At 61.4% G+C, this 17,101-nt stretch carries 13 protein-coding genes; 12 read left to right on the forward strand and 1 reads right to left on the reverse strand.

Translation table 11 applies throughout. From position 1 onward, the window contains the following. Positions 1-48: 48 nt before the first annotated feature. Positions 49-4,317 (reverse strand): M60 family metallopeptidase, encoded by a 4,269-nt coding sequence (locus tag Q0K43_RS00745; protein ID WP_297288658.1) that lies wholly within the window; start codon positions 4,315-4,317, stop codon positions 49-51. A gap of 382 nt (positions 4,318-4,699) precedes the next feature. On the opposite strand from Q0K43_RS00745, the gene Q0K43_RS00750 reads away from it, so the two are divergent. The 12 genes from Q0K43_RS00750 to Q0K43_RS00805 all read left to right on the forward strand — a co-directional run. Next, on the forward strand, positions 4,700-5,485 hold the full coding sequence (locus Q0K43_RS00750; RefSeq protein WP_297288659.1) for an ABC transporter permease: 786 nt from the start codon (positions 4,700-4,702) through the stop codon (positions 5,483-5,485). Continuing rightward, positions 5,461-6,252, forward strand: coding sequence for an ABC transporter ATP-binding protein (locus Q0K43_RS00755; protein ID WP_087189381.1), 792 nt, complete (start codon positions 5,461-5,463; stop codon positions 6,250-6,252). Before Q0K43_RS00750 ends, Q0K43_RS00755 begins: the two co-directional genes overlap by 25 nt. Before the next feature lie 72 nt (positions 6,253-6,324). Next, on the forward strand, positions 6,325-7,374 hold the full coding sequence (locus tag Q0K43_RS00760) for an ABC transporter substrate-binding protein (RefSeq protein WP_297288660.1): 1,050 nt from the start codon (positions 6,325-6,327) through the stop codon (positions 7,372-7,374). Between the two features lie 126 nt (positions 7,375-7,500). Then, entirely contained in the window at positions 7,501-9,048 is a 1,548-nt protein-coding gene (locus Q0K43_RS00765; protein ID WP_297288661.1) for a sensor histidine kinase, read from the forward strand. Beyond that, positions 9,017-9,682: a response regulator transcription factor gene (locus Q0K43_RS00770; protein WP_297288662.1), complete on the forward strand. Its 666-nt coding sequence runs from the start codon at positions 9,017-9,019 to the stop codon at positions 9,680-9,682. The genes Q0K43_RS00765 and Q0K43_RS00770 overlap by 32 nt, the downstream gene beginning before the upstream one ends. A 34-nt stretch (positions 9,683-9,716) precedes the next feature. Continuing rightward, on the forward strand, positions 9,717-10,532 hold the full coding sequence (locus Q0K43_RS00775) for a glucosamine-6-phosphate isomerase (RefSeq protein WP_297288663.1): 816 nt from the start codon (positions 9,717-9,719) through the stop codon (positions 10,530-10,532). Between the two features lie 8 nt (positions 10,533-10,540). Beyond that, positions 10,541-11,683, forward strand: a complete 1,143-nt coding sequence (gene nagA / locus Q0K43_RS00780) for an N-acetylglucosamine-6-phosphate deacetylase (RefSeq protein ID WP_297288664.1) — start codon at positions 10,541-10,543, stop codon at positions 11,681-11,683. Between the two features lie 13 nt (positions 11,684-11,696). After that, positions 11,697-12,845, forward strand: a complete 1,149-nt coding sequence (locus Q0K43_RS00785) for a class II fructose-bisphosphate aldolase (RefSeq protein WP_297288665.1) — start codon at positions 11,697-11,699, stop codon at positions 12,843-12,845. Positions 12,846-12,857: 12 nt separating this feature from the next. Beyond that, a complete protein-coding gene (locus tag Q0K43_RS00790; RefSeq protein ID WP_297288666.1) occupies positions 12,858-13,694 on the forward strand; it encodes a triose-phosphate isomerase in 837 nt (278 codons plus the stop codon). An 11-nt stretch (positions 13,695-13,705) separates the two neighbouring features. Next, a complete protein-coding gene (locus tag Q0K43_RS00795; protein WP_297288667.1) occupies positions 13,706-15,166 on the forward strand; it encodes a lactate racemase domain-containing protein in 1,461 nt (486 codons plus the stop codon). A 13-nt stretch (positions 15,167-15,179) separates the two neighbouring features. Then, positions 15,180-16,343, forward strand: a complete 1,164-nt coding sequence (locus Q0K43_RS00800; protein WP_297288668.1) for a 6-phosphofructokinase — start codon at positions 15,180-15,182, stop codon at positions 16,341-16,343. A 6-nt stretch (positions 16,344-16,349) separates the two neighbouring features. Beyond that, the coding region (locus Q0K43_RS00805) for a sulfite exporter TauE/SafE family protein (RefSeq protein WP_297288669.1) at positions 16,350-17,101 on the forward strand (752 nt) is incomplete at its 3' end.

Raw genomic sequence — 17,101 nt, forward strand, 5'->3', positions numbered from 1 at the left:
GGGGTAGTCCAGCAGGGCAACCGAGGCGTCGGCGGGGATGCCGGTGATCTACACCACGGCGGCGTCGTAGGTCCAGATGCGGGTGTCCTCGGGGCCCACGCCGGGCTTGTTGAAGTAGGCCACCACAGTGTCCTCAGACAGAGTGCCGGTCTTGGCGGTGGTCCAATCCTCCGCCTCGGCGTCAGCCTTCACCTTCACGGTGTAGCTGCCGGACAGGTCGCTGCCGGTCACCTTGATACCGGTGACGGGAATGGCCGCGCCGTCCTTCATGGTAATGGTAATGGTGCCGTCCTCGGCACGGGTCAGGGTGTACAGGTCGGCGCTGATGGCCTTGTCGTAGGCTACCCGGACCTCGTTGCTCTTGGCCTCGGTACCCCCATGGCCCAGCTTGTCCACGGGTACCACGGTGTAGGTGTAGGTCAGGTTGTTGGCGGCCCCCAGGTCGTCCACATAAGTGGTCTCGGTGGTAAAGGCGATGGGGGTGCCGTTGCGGCGGATCTCATAGCCCAGAATCTTGCCGCTGTCGGTGTGGCTGATGGTCAGGGTCACCTTGGATTCGGTGACAGAGGCGGTGACAGAGGCGGTGCCAACCGCGGCGGTGCCGCTCTGGAGCCGGTAGGTGCGGGAGGCGTCGTTCAGGTACCAGATGGCACGCTCCTCGGCGGGATAGTCGTTCAGGATGTCCTTGACGCCGTCGCTGAGGGTCATGCCCCAGCGGGTAAAGAACTCGGTCAGGTTGCGGTGGGCCACCTGGGAGGCGATGAGGGCCACCCGCTCGTCGTAGGAGTAGCCGCTGTAGGCGCCCGACTTCCAGGCCTTGAAGAAGGCGTTGTAGAAGGCCAGGGGCTGGTCGGCCTCATCGTAGGCCAGGTGGAGCTGCCAGTACATCCCCAGCTGCACGAACACGTTGTTGGCGGCGCCGGGGCGGCCCTGGGCCACCTTGTCAAAGATCTGCTCCCAACGCCCGTCCTCGGTGAGGCGGGTGTTCACGGTCATGGCGGAGCCGTCCCAGGCCTGGAGGGCCAGGGAGTAGAGGTTGTTGGTAATCTCGGCCCGACCCAGCTTGTCCATGTTGTGGCCGATTTCGTGGGCGATACCCCAGCCAAACAGGCCGTTGGCCCGGCCTGCACCGGTGACGGAGGTGGGCTTGCCCTGGACCAGGGCGGAGGTGGAGCCGTACTCCACGCCGATGTGGTTGCCGGCGGCGTACATGAATGCCCCGGGGAACATGCGCATATAGCGGATGTTCTGACGGGTGGTCATGGGATAGGTATAGCCGGTCAGGGCGGCGTCAGAGTCAACGATGCCCTGAACCTTGTTGGCGATGAACAGCTCCTCCTCCCAGGCCAGAACATTCTGGTACATGGCTTCCACCATGGCATCCTCATCATTGCCCACCCCCTTCAGACCGGCCAGGGCCTGGTCGGCGGGGAGGGAGAGCAGTACGCTGGGGGTGGAGATCTCGGTGGCGTTGCGGATGTTGGTGGTCAGACCGGCGGCAGACAGGCTGTTTACCAGGGCGGACAGCTCCTGAACATAGATCCGGATGGCGTCCTTGCGGGCCGATTCGCCCATGGTATACCAGCCGGACAGTTCCAGCACAGGCATGGCGTACACATTGCTGTCCCCACGGATCTGGAGCTTGATCTGCTGGGGATGGCTGCCGCTGTAGGTCAGGTAGAGCATACCGCCCCGAGTGTCGGTAAGGGAGCCGATCTTCTCCACGGTGATGTAGTTGCGGCCGTTCTTCAGGGCCACGGGAGTACCCTTCCATATGCCGGACTCACCGTAGAACTGGGTTGGTACCACATAGACGGTGGCGTCATCGGGCAGCTGGGCGTAGATGGCTACGGTGGCGCCGGCCCGGGCGGTGACGCCCAGAGGCTGCAGGTCGCTGGCGCTCTGGCCGGCGGCCTGGTCGGCGGCAGCGGAGGCGCTGCGGCTCTGGAAGTCGCTTTTCACCAGGCCCAGCGCATCGGCGTTATGCTCCAGCAGGGCCTGGGCAAGGTCCAGCTCATCCTGAAGCCGGGCGCGGTCCAGATAATAGCTGCTCATGGCGGACAGCCGGACCCGGAGGGCGTCGATATCATCCATCTCCACGCCGCCCTTCAGGGTTGTAAAGGTGCCGTCAGTAAAGAGGGCGGCAATGTCTGTGGAAAGGGTGTCGCTGTCATAGAAGGCAATCTCGGAAATGCTGACACGGGGACCGCCGGTCTTTTCACCCAGAGCCAGGGTAAGACTCTTGACGCCCTCGGTCTCGGGGAAGGAGACGATATAGTAATTGCCGGCGGTAATATTGACCCCTTCCTGGAAATAAGTGGCCAGCACTTGGCCGTCCTCTCCCTTCAGAGTGACGGTATAGTTGGTAATGCGGTTTTTGTAGGCGCTGTCCAGATAGGGTACCAACAGCAGATAGTTCATGCTGTGGGTATCGTCAAAGGTATAGGTAATGCTGCTGTTGTACCAGTAGTTGTTGGCGATCCAGTAGGTATTGGGGTCGCCGTCGGTCAGGTCGGTCTTGACGTTGAAGTTGGGGCACATACTCCAGTTCACATTGCTGGGGTCAGCCATGACAATGGAGGTAATCTCGCCGTTATCGATGCGGTTGGCCCCGGGCAGCGCGGGCATCTCAAACCCCTCCTTCTCCGGAACGCCTGCGGCGGTAGCGGAGAGGGGACCGGTGCCATGGAGGTTGCCGGCCTTTACCGCCACCTCGTACTCCACCCCGTTGGTCAGGCCGGTAATGACCGCGCCGGTGGAAGCGGTATTGCCGCCCCAGGCCTGGAACTGGCCGCCGGCCTGCCGGTAAAAGACCTGATAGTAGGTAGCGTCCTTGGCCTTGCTCCAGCTCAGACGCAGAGCGCCGTCGGCGGCCTCCACCTTCAGGTTGGAGGGGGCGCCGGGGACGCTGGCGGGCAGAGGGGTGGCGGCCAGGATGGAGGAGGGCGTGCCGCTCCAGTCGCCGCTGACGGCGGTGACCTGGAAGTAGTGGGTGGTGTTGTTTTCCAGGTCGGAGAGGGTAATGCGGTTGACGCCGGTACCGGCGCTCTTGTTCAGGGCGTTTTTGCCGGTGCCGTAGTTTACCGTGTAGCCGGTGACGTTGGGCAGACTGTCCCAGACCAGAGTGACCGTGCCGTCTCCCGCAGTGGCGGCCAGGCCCTTCACCTGGGTGTCCGCCTTGGCCTCGTCGGATACGATGTCCTTAATAAATTCAATCTGGGTAACGGTGGCAAACTCCGGCTTGCCGCCGGTCTGGCCCTCCACCTTGGTGACGGTGATGGTGACCTTCTTGACCGGAACCTTCTTACCCAGGTTGATGGTCACCACATTCTGACCGGCCACCCGGCTGATGGCGTGTACCCCCTCGGGGGCAGAGACATCAAAGGGAACGGTCAAGGTTTCGCCGTCCTCCGTGGTCACAAGGGCGGTACCGGCCTGGATGGCGCCCTCCACGCTGGGCGAGGTGATGGAGATCTCACTCATTTCGGTAGGCTTGTCCAGGGTAATGGGAATAGACAGCTCGGAGGCGTCCTCCACCGGCTTGAGGGTGACGGCAGTCTCCCCGGTGAACAGGTCGGAGACGCTGCCCTCCACGATCAGATGGTTGGCTTCCACCGTGGGGGACACGATGGCGGCGGTGGAGAAGACCCGGGGTGAGCCGGATATGTCCGCCGTCTTATTGATATAAGACAGGTCGGTCACATCCACCACGCCATCGCCATTGAGGTCGTAGGTGTCTAGATCGTCGGTCAGGCCCAGCTGCTGGTCCAGAGCGGCCAGATCAGCCCGGGTGACGTCGCCGTCCCCGTCCACATCGCCCAGGGCGAAGGAACCGTCGGCGGTACTCATCAACACATGCTGAGAATAGTCCTGCAAGGTCACGGAGGTGGTGCAAGCGGTGTAGCCTGCGCCGGTGACGGTCATGGTGTAGTCGCCCAGAGGCAGACCGGAAACGACGGCATAATAGGCGCCGATCCGAGCCTCGGTGGTCAAGGGCGCGCCTAATGTGTTCCGGGCCTCTGCCGAAACGGACAGTCCGGCCGCGCCGGTGGCCGAGCCGTCTTTCAGGGAGACGGTAATGTTCTTGCCGCCGCCTGTCAAATTGAGCCGGATGTCCCGGCTTTGTACCTCGTCCGCCCGTTGGGGCAGGTCAAAAGCCAGGGTAAGGGCAATGGAACCCGTGGGGGTCTGCACTGCCCGCTGTGCGGAATTCTCCTCCTGCCGGTTGGCCGCAGCGGCAGCTGGAAGCCAGGCAGTACAGGGACCTACCATCATAGCCAGACTGAGCAGGCCGGAGATGACGCGACGTGAGTGCATCAAAATGGTCAACCTTCCTTTCTTGTAATACAAATTGTAATAGACGTTACGCACAATGAAGTGCCGCGCGGTTACACAAAGCGGGAAATCCGTTGGTGCAAAGCGGCAATTATAACCGAAGGAATTACCTGGTTCAAGGGAAAACTGGAAAATTCTGCATCTTTGTAGGAGTAAGCGAAAAAACATATAACTCCTATAGATTTTCTATAATGATTCACAGGAGGTCAAAGGCTTGCAGTAGAGAAATAGAGGATGGAAAGGGATGATGAAATTTCATACTTTTCTTTTTATCAAAAGGTTTTATACTAATGTTATCCTAAGTGCGGGGCTGCTTATCCCAACCTTGCGTACGTCGGATCAATCGTAAGAAGGAGCGAAGAGAATGGAAAACAAGAAACAGTCCCTTGCCAGCCGGATCCCGCCAAAAGTCTGGCTGCTCATCTCCTTTGCCGTGGCCATGCTGGTTTGGTACATCATGTCCATCATTCCCCAGACGTCCCGCGCTTTCCCCAACGTGGTGGTGACCATTCAGGGTCTCATGACCATGGTGGAGCGCGGCGTGTTCTGGCAGGACCTGAGCAGCAGCTTGATCTCCGTGGCAATGGGTTACGCCATCGGCTTTGTCATCGCCCTGCCCGTGGCCATCCTGATGGCCTGGTATGTGCCGGTGCGCAACATCCTGGAGCCCTGGATTCAGTTCATCCGTAACATCCCCCCTCTGGCCTATGTGCCTCTGATCGTGATCTGCGCCGGCGTGGGCCGGCTGCCCCAGGTGATCGTGATTACCATCGCCTGCTTCCTCATCATGTGCGTGACCATCTATCAGGGCGTGATCAACGTGGATGAGACCCTCATCAAGGCCGCCCGGGTGCTGGGCGCCACCGACAAGGACATCTTCGTTCGGGTCATTACCCCCGCCACCCTGCCCTTCATCCTCACCGCTGTCCGGCTGGGTGCTTCCGTCGCTCTGACCACCCTGATCGCAGCCGAATCCACCGGCGCTATGGCCGGCCTGGGTATGCGCATCCGTTCCCTCAACAACACCTTTGACTCGGCCCCCATGCTGGCCTACGTCATCATCATCGGCATCATCGGTATTACTCTTGAAAAAATCATCAAATTCTTGGAAAGGAAGCTGACGGGATGGCAGGAGAAGAGAGAAATCTGATCGTCAAGATCGATAACGTCCGCAAGGTATACAATACCCGCAACGGCGAGATGGTGGCCCTGAACGGGGTGGACCTGGACATCTATGAGAACGAATTCATCTGCGTGGTAGGCCCCTCCGGCTGTGGTAAGTCTACCCTGCTCAACATCATCGCCGGCCTCCACGAGGCCACTTCCGGCGCTGTCTACTGCAAAGGCAAGAAGGTCACCGGTACCGGCACCGAGCGCGGCGTGGTCTTCCAGCAGTACGCCCTGTTCCCCTGGCTCACCGTGAAGAAGAACGTCATGTTCGCTCTGGAGATGAAGGGCATCAAGGGCAAAGAGGCCGAGGATCTGGCCATGAAGTACCTGGAGAAGGTGGATCTGACCAAGTTTGCCGACCACTATCCCAAGGAGCTGTCCGGCGGCATGAAGCAGCGCGTGGCCATCGCCCGCGCCTACGCCGCTGACCCCGAGGTGCTGCTGATGGACGAGCCCTTCGGCGCCCTGGACGCCCAGACCCGTACCCAGCTGCAGACCGAGCTGCTGGAGACCTGGGAGAAGGACCGCAAGACCTGCTTCTTCATCACCCACGATGTAGAGGAGGCCATCATCCTGGCCCAGAAGGTCATCATCATGTCCGCCCGTCCCGGCCGCATCAAGTCCATCATCGACATCGACATCCCCTATCCCCGTACTCAGGAGACCAAGATGACTCCTCGCTTCCTGGAGCTGAAGAACGAGATCTGGAGCCAGGTGTACCAGGAGTATCTGGAGGTCCGTAAGTAATCAGGTTGGAACGGCACTGGCCGTTGCAATAGAGGAAAAGAACCCCAAACTATTAAATAGGAGGAAATGAACGTGAAGAAGTTTCTTGCCATGCTCCTGGCCGTGGCCATGCTGGGCGGCGCTCTGGCTGCCTGCGGCGGCGGCGAAACCACCAGCACCCCCTCCGGCAACACCGGCACTCCCGCCGGAAACTCCGAGACCCCCACTGTTGAGACTGTTGATATCAATGTGGGCTATATGCCCAACTACGGCGGCCTGTGGAGCCTGATGACCGCCAAGGAGAAGGGCTTCTTTGAGGAAGAGGGCCTGAACGTCACCCTGACCCAGTTCGAGGACGGCCCCACCATCATCGCCGCCATGGAGAACGGCTCCGTGAACTTCGGCTACATCGGCCAGGGCGCTCATAAGCTGTGCGTCCAGGGCAACGCCACCATCATCGCTCTGTCCCACATCTCCAACGGCGACGCCCTCATCGGCGGCCCTGGCATCAGCACCGTGGAGGACCTGAAGGGTAAGGTCGTGGCCTACTCCTCCGGCACCTCCAGCGAGGATATCCTGCGCAACGCTCTGACTGCTCACAACATGACCATGGATGACATCCAGGCTATGGACATGGACGCTCCCTCCATCGTGACTGCTATGATGTCCGGCGGCGTGGACGCCTGCGCCACCTGGTCCCCCAACAGCCTGACCATCCTGGAGGGCATGGAGGGCACCACCAAGCTGGCCGACAACATGACCTTCTCCGACACCACCGTGTCCCTGGCCAGCTGGATCGCCACCCCCAAGTATCTGGAAGAGAACCGCGACGTGGCCGTTCGCTTTGTCCGCGCTCTGATGAAGGCTATGGATTACGCTGCTGACGAGCATCATGACGAGGTTGCTCAGTGGTGCGCCACTAAGGCCGCTCTGGACTATGACACCATGTACAATCAGCGCGGCGACGCCGACTGGCTCACCGGCAAGGAAGTGGTGGACGGCGTGGCCGACGGCACCGTCAAGGGCTACTACGAGCTGCAGCAGAAGAACCTGCTGGACGGCGGCTCCATCACCGAAGAGGATGTCTGCCCCGTCGAGGATTACGTGGACTTCGATCTGATGACCGAGGCCGGCAACTACTAATGTGACCCCAGGAGGGGCGGCGGCGGAATACCGCCGCCGCCCCTTTCCCATGTAAACAGATTCTTTACAAAGCCGGAATGAGCGGATACAATAGCACCGGAAACCACAACTGGAGGAGGACAGGCTATGCTTCTGTTGCTGGCCGTGGGGCTACTCATTGGCTCCATTCTGGTGCTGTGTGTCAAAAAGAATCTGGAGTCCCTGTTATTGGTGGGGCTGTGCCTGAGCCTTACGGTCTATTTCGTGGGGCTGATGGTCTTTATTGCCAAGAAGGGCGGTCTGTCCCAGGAGGTCATGAACTTTCTGTTTTTCAACCAGAAGATTCGGATCTGGGTGCAGTACCGCTTTGTTACCCTGGGACAGCTGGGCTACATTGTGGCCCTGGGCCGCTATCTGTTCCCGCTGTTCCTGCTGGAGATGGCCTTTCAGTACTCCATGCTCTCCGCCCTGCGGAAAGCGCCGCTGGTCCGGAAGCTGGTGCTGGTGCTGCCTATTGTTTCCCTGGTGCTCTATTACCCCAGTGTGTATCGGAGCCTGGTGATGAAGGTGCCGGCAGCCAAGGACGTGCTGGTCCAGTTCTCTTATATCTGGGTCATGTGCTATGTGGCGCTGGCGGTAGGCCTGCTGGTTGTGGAATATTGCTCCACCACCATGCATTTTTCCCGGCGGAAGTTTCTGCCCATCGTCATCTCTCTGGTGGCGCTGGCCACTCTGTATGTGATATACTGCGGCCAGGACCCGGGGCAGATCTACCGGTTCTACAGCTATGACTACACCTGGATCAAAGGTGTGGGCTACCTCCAGTTTGCCCTCAGTGTAGGGGGCTATGTGGTGCTGGTGGTAGTCAACCTGGTGTGCGGTATCCTGGGCCTGGGCAGCCTGCTGCGTTACACCCAGACCAGCTTTGTATCCGACCGGGATGAGGTGGTGCTGGAGCGCAAGTTCGATGTGGCCCGCACCGGCGCCTCGGTCTTTGTCCACAGCATCAAGAACCAGCTGTTGGCCAACCGGGTGCTCTACAAGCGCATCCGGGCGGAGCTGCAGAAGGAGGGGCCAGACCTGGACAAGGTGCGGGGCTACGCCGACAGCCTGTGCGACAACAACGAGCTGCTGATCGGCCGCTCGGAGGAACTCTACCGCACGGTCAAGGCCAAATCGGTGCGGCTGGTGCCGGTGAAGCTGGGCCGGCTGGAGGAGATCACGGTGGACCGGTTCCACAAGAAGTACCCGGACGGACGGGTACGGCTGCTGATGGACCGGGAGATCCAGGTACTGGCCGATGAGAATTACCTCAGCGAGGCCCTGTATAATCTGCTCACCAACGCCTGGGAGGCCACCATCGGTTACGAGGAGGCCAGACCGGTGGAGCTGCTCAGTCACCAGGAGCGGCTGTATACCGTCCTGGAGGTCAAGGACCATGGGCCCGGCATCAAGGCGGAGGAGTTCAAACACATCTTTGAGCCCTTCTATTCCAGCAAGAACAGCAATTTCAACTGGGGCATGGGATTGTACCATGTTCGTACCATCGTGCGCAGCCACCTGGGTTCCCTGCGGGTGGAGAACCGGCCGGAGGGAGGAGCCTCCTTCTTCGTCCTGCTGCCCCGCTATGGTACCGCCCAGCCGAGGCAGGGAGGAAAAAAGCATGATACGCATTTTGGTCGCAGAGGACTTTGAGCTGATCCGGGAGGATCTGTGCGACGTCCTCAACCAACAGGAAGATATGACCGTGGTGGGCAGCGCCGCCAGCGGAAAGGAGATCGAGGCTCTGGCCCTGGAGACCGACTTCGATCTCGTTCTTATGGATATTGAGATGGAGACCACTACCGCCGGCATCCAGGCCACCGAGCACATCCTGGAGAAAAAGCCGGAGGCCAAGGTCCTCTTCCTCACCGCCCACGAGACCGACAACATGATCCTCACCTCCATGGGCGCGGGGGCGGTGGATTACATCGTCAAGGGCTGCGAGGACGCCGAGCTGCTCCAGCACATCCGCAGCGCCTATGCCGGCCAGGCCATGCTGGACGGCAAGATCCAGAACCTGCTGCTCAAGGAGTATTCCCGCCTGCGTACCTCAGAGCGGTCCCTGCTCTTCTTCATCAGCACAGTTTCCCAGCTCACCGCCGCCGAGCGGGACCTGGTGCGGCTGCTGCTGGAGGACAAGAAGATCAAGGAGATTGCCGCCCAGCGGTGTGTGGAGGTCGTCACCGTCAAGACTCAGATCAAGAGCCTGCTGCGGAAGTTCGGCTGCACCCGCACCAGGGAGATCGTGGATACCATCCGGGACCTGAACGTGACCCATCTGTTTTAAGCATTGACATACCGTCATAGAAAGGAAGATCCACATGGACTATTATCACATTTCCGCCCAGGACCTGGGCAAAGACGCCAAGATTCCCGTGGTTAAGCTGGGGGACTCCGGCGAGGTGTTCTATGAGATCGCCATGGAGATGGTCAACACCATCAAGGCTCACAATGAGAAGGGCGAAAAGACCGTCTTTATCTGCCCCGTGGGCCCGGTGGGCCAGTATCCCATCTTTGTCCGCCTGGTGAACCGGGACCGGATCAGCCTGAAGAACTGCTGGTTCATCAACATGGACGAGTATCTCAATGACGACGACACCTACATCGACAAGGAGAGTCCCCTGTCCTTCCGTGGCTTCATGGAGCGCACTGTGTACACCCAGATCGATGAGGAGCTGCTCATGCCCCCCGAGCAGCGGGTGTTCCCCAACCCCGCCGACCCCGGCTATGTGGATCGCCTCATCGAGGAGCTGGGCGGTGTGGACATCGCCTTCGGCGGCATCGGCATCAACGGCCATCTGGCCTTCAATGAGTCCCGTGAGGACATGACCGCCGAGGAGTTTGCCGCTCAGGGCACCCGGGCCCTGTCCCTGAATCCCGAGACCCGTACCGCCAACGCCATCGGCGACCGCTGCGGCGCCATCGACGCCATGCCCCACCGTGCCGTCACCATCGGTATCAAGCAGATCCTGGGGGCCCGCAAGGTCCGCCTGGGCGTGTTCCGTGAGTGGCACCGCTCCGTGGTCCGTCAGGCCGCCTACGGCGAGGTGACCGCTCATTTCCCCGCAAGCCTGCTGCAGAACCACCCCGACGCCATCATCTTCACCAACGCCCTGGCCGCCGGCCAGCCCTTCTGAGGTAACCTATGAAACGAACCCTCTTTACCAATGGCCGCGTCTATGTGGACGGCCAGTTCCAGGATGTGGACCTGCTGGTGCAGGACGGCCGGGTCGCCGGATTCGGCGGCAAGGCCGATGACGTGGTGGACCTGGGCGGCAAGCTTCTGGTCTCCGGTTTCCTGGACCTGCACACCCACGGCGGCGACGGCGTGGACGTAAATGCTGCCACCGCTGAGGACCTGGCCAAGATCGGCCGGTTCTTCGCCAAAAACGGCACCACCGGCTGGCTGTGCTCCATTCTCACCGATACGCCGGAGCAAACCCTGTGGTGCATCGACCAGGCCAAGGCCGCTATGAAGGCTCCCATTACCGGAGCCCAGCTTATGGGCATCCATCTGGAAGGACCCTTCCTGTCGGTGGAGTATAAGGGCGCCATGCCTGAATACCTGCTGCAAAAGGGGAGCGCCGAACTCTTCCGCAAGTACCAGCAGGCCGCCGAGGGCGCGGTGCGCTACATTACCGTCTCTCCCGAGGTGGAGGGCGTGGTGGACATGATCGCGGAGATCGCCGGTTACACCACCGTGGCCATCGGCCACTCCGGCGCCGACTATGAGACCTCCTGCGCCGCCATCGACGCGGGAGCCGCCTGCTGCACCCACACCTTCAACGCCATGGGTCTGTTCCACCAGCACCGTCCCGGCATCATGGGCGCGGTCCTAGAGCGCCCTGTGTGCTGCGAGGCCATCTGCGACGGCCGCCACCTGCATCCCGGTTCCGTCCGGATGCTCCTGGCCTGCAAGGGCTGGGACAAGGTGGTGGCGGTGACCGACTCCATCCAGGCCGCCGGCCTGCCCGACGGACACTATAAGCTGGGGGTCAACGATGTGGTGGTGGAGGACGGCGACGCCAAGCTGGCCGGGAGTGGCGTCCGGGCCGGTTCCACCCTGACCACCGGTCAGGCCCTGAAAAACCTGGTGAAGTTCACCGGGGAGAGCGTGGAAAAGGTGCTTCCCCTGCTGACCGCAAATCCCGCCCGCCTCATCGGTATGGACCACCGGAAGGGCTCCATCGCCCCCGGCAAGGACGCCGATCTGGTGGTTCTGGATCAAGATCTGAATGTAACTGCAACCTATGTGGCCGGCGTCAACGTATACGCTGGAGAGAATTAAGGAGGAAATTACTATGCCGCTGGTACCCCTGAGACCTTTGATGGAAGCCGCTGAGCAGCACAACTACGCCCAGGGCGCTTTTAACGTGAACGCCGTGGCCCAGGCCAAGGCCGTTATCGAGATGCACGAGACCTTCCGTTCCCCCGCCATTCTGCAGGGCGCCGACCTGGCCAACGCCTTTATGGGCGGCCGTGTGGACTTTGCCAACGGCACCCTGGAGGACAAGAAGAAGGGCGCCCGCAACATCGCCAACGCCGTGAAGAGGTACGGCGAGAACTCCCCCATCCCCGTGGTACTCCACCTGGACCACGGCAAGGACTTCGACTCCTGCGTGGCCGCCATCGAGGGCGGTTACACCTCCGTCATGATCGACGGCTCCTCTCTGCCCCTGGAGCAGAACATCGAGCTGACCCGCGAGGTGGTCAAGTATGCCCACGCCCGGGGCGTGTCCGTTGAGGGCGAGCTGGGCGTGCTGGGCGGCCAGGAGGACCATGTGTTCGCCGCCACCTCCACCTACACCAACCCCCTGGACGCCGTGGAGTTTATCCAGAAGACCGGCGTGGACGCCCTGGCCATCTCCTACGGCACCCAGCACGGCGCCAATAAGGGCAAGGATGCCAAGCTCCGCCGTGAGATCCCCATCGCCATCAAGGAGTGCATCAACCGCCTGGGCATCTTCTGCGCCCTGGTGTCCCACGGCTCCTCCACCGTGCCCCAGTACATCGTCAAGGAGATCAACGACCTGGGCGGCGACATCCAGAACGCCTACGGCATCAACGTGGACGAGCTAATGGCCGCCATTCCCTGCGGCATCCGCAAGATCAACGTGGACACCGACATCCGTCTGGCCGTCACCCGCAACATGAAGGAACTCTTTGCCAACCAGCCCGAACTGCGCACCAGCCCCTCCATCGGCGGCGTGTACGCCCTGCTGGAGGAGAAGAAGTCTGCCTTCGATCCCCGCGTGTTCTTCCCGCCCATCATGGACACCGTCCTCACCGGCAACGTGCCTGACGACGACGTGGCCCTGCTGATGAGCCGGGTGGAGGCCGGCGTGAAGGAGGCCGTGGGCTCCCTGATCGTCAACTTCGGCTCCTACGGTAAGGCTCCTCTGGTGGAGCAGAAGTCCCTGGAGGACATGATCGCCTTCTACAAGAAGTAAGGAGTGGCCGGAATGAAGCATCTGTATCTGAATCTGAAGCGGTTCGATGTGCCCGTGGAGTTCGGCGGCGTCAACCGCATCGCCCCTGTGGCTGATTGGGGCAAGTATATCGTGGAGCACACCCAGGAGGGCCTGAAGCACTACGATCCCGCCGAGGTGGAGTTCGTCCAGTACTTCCCCGAGGCCCACATCCTGGGGGCTGTGGCCGCCCAGTGCGAGAACAGCCCGGTGCAGGTGGGCTCCCAGAGCGTCTACCGCATGAACACCGCTGTGGGCGGCAACTTCGGCGCCTTCACCACCAACCGTCCCGCCTCCATCGTCAAGGCCATGGGTTGTACCTCCACCATCATCGGCCACTGCGAGGAGCGCAACGATAAGATGGGCGTGCTGGCTGAGGCCGGCGTCACCGACACCGCCGCCGTCAACCGCCTGCTCAACCAGGAGATTAAGCTGGCCATCGAGCAGGGGCTGACCGTGCTCTACTGCATCGGCGAGAAGAGCGAGGAGCAGGAGCAGTGGCAGCAGGTGCTGGGCGATCAGCTGAAGATCGGCCTGGACGGTGTGGACACCTCCAAGGTGGTCATTGCCTACGAGCCCATCTGGTCCATCGGCCCCGGCAAGACCCCCGCCGACAAGCCCTATATCACCAAGATCGCCAAGTTTGTCAAGGAGCAGACCGGCGGCCTGGACGTGGTGTACGGCGGCGGCCTGAAGGTGGACAACGCCGAGATGCTGGCCTCCATCGACGAGATCGACGGCGGCCTCATCGCCCTGACCCGGTTCCAGGGGGAGATCGGCTTCTACCCCGACGAGTATCTGGAGATCATCAAGACCTATCTTGGGAAATAAGGAGAACACACATGAAGCTTGATTTTGAATACGGCCACGGCCTGATGAGCGCCAACCTGCCCGACAACACCGACGTGTTCATTCCCGGCACCACCGTGCCCGATCCTGAGTGCCTGCCCCAGGACTGGGACAGCCTGTACAACGCCACCCTGGAGTCCATCCGCAACCCCATGGGTATGCCCCCTCTGAAGGAACTGGCCGGCCCCGGCAAGACGGTGGTTTTCGTCATCCCCGACATCGTGAAGGGCGGCTGTCAGCCCACCTCCCACCGGAAGGTGTCCATCCGGGCCTGCCTGGATGAGCTATATGCCGCCGGGGTGGAGAAGAAGGACATCCTCTTCATGTTCTCCAACGGCCTGCATCCCCGGGCCACCGTGTCCGAGATGAAGCAGATCCTGGGGAAGGAGCTGTTCAACGAGTTTTACTGGACCAACCAGATCACCAGCCATGACTCCGAGGACTACGAGCACATGGTGGACCTGGGCACCACCAAGCGTGGCGACCCGGTGCTGATGAACAAGTATGTCTTTGACTGCGACATTCCCATCCTCATCGGCCACACCCAGGGCAACCCCTACGGCGGCTACTCCGGCGGCTACAAGCACTGTGCCACCGGCATCACCCACTGGCGGAGCATTGCCAGCCACCACGTGCCCAAGGTCATGCACCGGGACGACTTCACCCCCGTGTCCGGCCACTCCCTGATGCGCACCAAGTTCGACGAGATCGGTATGCATATGGAGGAGAAGATGGGCCACCCCTTCTTCTGCTGCGACGCCGTGCTGGACACCTACTCCCGCCAGATCGCCATCTACTCCGGCTACGCCAAGGTGATGCAGCCCGAGTCCTGGAAGGTCGCCAACAAGCGCACCTACGTGCCCTTCGCTGAGAAGAAGTACGACGTGATGGTGTTTGGTATGCCCCAGAACTTCCACTACGGCAACGGCATGGGCACCAACCCCATCCAGATGATGCAGGCCCTGTCCGCCCAGGTCATCCGCCACAAGCGGGTCATGAAGGACAACTGCGTTATCATCTGCTCCTCCATCTGCAACGGCTACTTCCACGACGAGCGCTGGCCCTACCTGCGGGAGCTGTATGAGATGTTCCAGCACGACTACATGAACATCCTGCCCGATATGGACCGCTACGGCGAGTACTTTGCCACCAACCAGGAGTATATCCGCAAGTACCGCTTCTGCAACGCCTTCCACCCCTTCCACGGCTTCTCCATGATGAGCTGCGGCCACATTGCCGAGATGAACACCAGCGCCATCTACATTGTGGGCGCTCAGGAGCCCGGCATTGCCCGCGGCATGGGTCTGAAGACCCGGGCCACCTTTGAGGAGGCTCTGGAGGATGCCAAGAAGAAGTTTGTGGGTCCCAACCCCAACATCCTGGCTCTGCCCCAGACCTTCAAGCTGGGCGCCGTCCATCTGTGCATGAAGGACGACGATCTGAGCAACGTGTAAGGAGGGCACTGTCATGCTGAAAGGAAATATGCTGATCGCCCACGGCGGCGGCCCCACCCCCGTCATCAACAGCTCCCTGCTGGGCGCTGTGCGGGAGGCCAAGGCCCACGGCGAGATCGAGATCATCTACGGCGCCCGCTTCGGCGCTGAGGGCATCCTGGCCGGAGACCTGATCGACCTGGGCAAGTTCAGCGACGAGGACCTGGCCCTGCTGGCCAAGACCCCCGCTTCCGCCCTGGGCTCCTGCCGCCGCAAGCTCACCGATGCCGACTATCCTGCGGTGCTGGAGTGCTTCAAGAAGTTCAACATCCGCTACTTCTTCTACAACGGCGGCAACGACTCCATGGATACCTGCAACAAGATCTACAACCTGTCTGTGGAGACCGGCTATGAGCTGCGGGTCATCGGTATCCCCAAGACCATCGACAACGATCTGGACGTCACCGATCACTGCCCCGGCTTCGGCTCCGCCGCCAAGTACGCCGCTGTCTCCGCTTTGGAGCTGGCTCAGGACGCGGCTGCTCTGCCCATCCACGTGGTGGTGATGGAGATGATGGGCCGCAACGCCGGCTGGATCACCGCCGCCTCCGCCCTGTATGCCGACCTGATGCCCTGTGAGCATCTGGTGTATCTGCCCGAGGTGGCCTTCGACAAAGAGAAATTCCTCTCCGCCGTCAAGGAGAAGTGGGCCAAGGGCCGCGGCCTGTTGGTGACCATCTCCGAGGGCATCCACTATGCCGACGGCTCCCCCGTGGCCGACTCCGGCGTGGTGGACGGCTTCGGCCACAAGGTGCCCGGCGGCGCCGCTCAGGCCCTCAGCGACATGATCATGCAGGAGACCGGCCTGAAGTCCCGGTCCGAGAAGCCCGGCCTGCTGGGCCGGGTCAGCGTGGCCCTCATGTCCGAGATCGACCAGAAGGAGGCCGAGGAGGCCGGCGCCTGCGCCGTCCGCTCCGCCGTGGAGGGCAAGACCGGCTTCATGGTGGGCTTTGAGACCACCCGGAACCCCTACTCCTCCAAGACCATCCTCATCCCCCTGGAGAAGGTGGCCAACGCCGAGAAGAAGTTCCCCCTGGAATGGATCGGCCAGGACGGCGCCAGCATCAAGCCCGAGTTCAAGGCCTATTGCGAGCCCCTGCTGGGCGCTTACGACAGCCGGTTTATCTCCCTGCGGTAAGCCGCCATGCAGATCCTCTTTAACTTCCTGGTCTGTATCCTGGCAACTACCATTGGAGGCATCAGCGGGGTAGGAGGCGGCGTCATCATCAAGCCGGTGCTGGACGCTGTGTCCGGCCTGCCGGTGGCTACCATCAGCTTTCTGTCCGGCTGCACCGTGCTGGCCATGACCATCACCTCCATGCTGCGCAGCATCGGCGGCGAGGTGAAGGTGGAGCCCCGGCGGGGCACCCTGCTGGCCATTGGCGCCGCCGTGGGCGGCATTGTGGGCAAGCAGCTCTTTGACATCGTGAAGGACGCCGGCGGCTCCGCCGTCTCGGTGGCCCAGCAGGTGCTGATGATCCTCCTCACCCTGGGCGTGCTGGTCTACACTCTGAACCGCCCCCGCATCCGCACTCTGGATGTGAAGAACGGGGCGGCCTGTGTGATCATTGGCCTGGCCCTGGGTGTGTTGTCCTCCTTCCTGGGCATCGGCGGCGGTCCCATTAACCTGGCGGTACTCTACTACTTCTTTTCCATGGATTCCAAGACGGCGGCACTCAACTCCCTGTATGTCATCCTGTTTTCTCAGGGAGCCAGCTTCCTCAACACCGTGATCGGTCAGAGCGTGCCCGTCTTTGAGTGGCCCGTCCTCATCGCCATGGTGGTGGGCGGCGTGGTGGGCGGCACCATGGGCCGCAGCTTCAGCCGCCGTATGGACAACAAGGCCGTGGACAAGTTGTTCTTCTGGCTGCTGCTGGTCATCACCGGCATCAGCGT

Origin of the sequence: uncultured Flavonifractor sp., assembly GCF_944383115.1 — a bacterium.
Taxonomy (GTDB): domain Bacteria; phylum Bacillota; class Clostridia; order Oscillospirales; family Oscillospiraceae; genus Flavonifractor.

Coding starts and splice junctions, on each gene's coding strand:
- Q0K43_RS00775 (WP_297288663.1), top strand. CDS start 9,717: ATGGACTATTATCACATTTCCGCCCAGGACCTGGGCAAAGACGCCAAG.
- Q0K43_RS00750 (WP_297288659.1), top strand. CDS start 4,700: ATGGAAAACAAGAAACAGTCCCTTGCCAGCCGGATCCCGCCAAAAGTC.
- Q0K43_RS00795 (WP_297288667.1), top strand. CDS start 13,706: ATGAAGCTTGATTTTGAATACGGCCACGGCCTGATGAGCGCCAACCTG.
- Q0K43_RS00790 (WP_297288666.1), top strand. CDS start 12,858: ATGAAGCATCTGTATCTGAATCTGAAGCGGTTCGATGTGCCCGTGGAG.
- Q0K43_RS00765 (WP_297288661.1), top strand. CDS start 7,501: ATGCTTCTGTTGCTGGCCGTGGGGCTACTCATTGGCTCCATTCTGGTG.
- nagA (WP_297288664.1), top strand. CDS start 10,541: ATGAAACGAACCCTCTTTACCAATGGCCGCGTCTATGTGGACGGCCAG.
- Q0K43_RS00785 (WP_297288665.1), top strand. CDS start 11,697: ATGCCGCTGGTACCCCTGAGACCTTTGATGGAAGCCGCTGAGCAGCAC.
- Q0K43_RS00755 (WP_087189381.1), top strand. CDS start 5,461: ATGGCAGGAGAAGAGAGAAATCTGATCGTCAAGATCGATAACGTCCGC.
- Q0K43_RS00745 (WP_297288658.1), bottom strand. CDS start 4,317: ATGCACTCACGTCGCGTCATCTCCGGCCTGCTCAGTCTGGCTATGATG.
- Q0K43_RS00800 (WP_297288668.1), top strand. CDS start 15,180: ATGCTGAAAGGAAATATGCTGATCGCCCACGGCGGCGGCCCCACCCCC.
- Q0K43_RS00770 (WP_297288662.1), top strand. CDS start 9,017: ATGATACGCATTTTGGTCGCAGAGGACTTTGAGCTGATCCGGGAGGAT.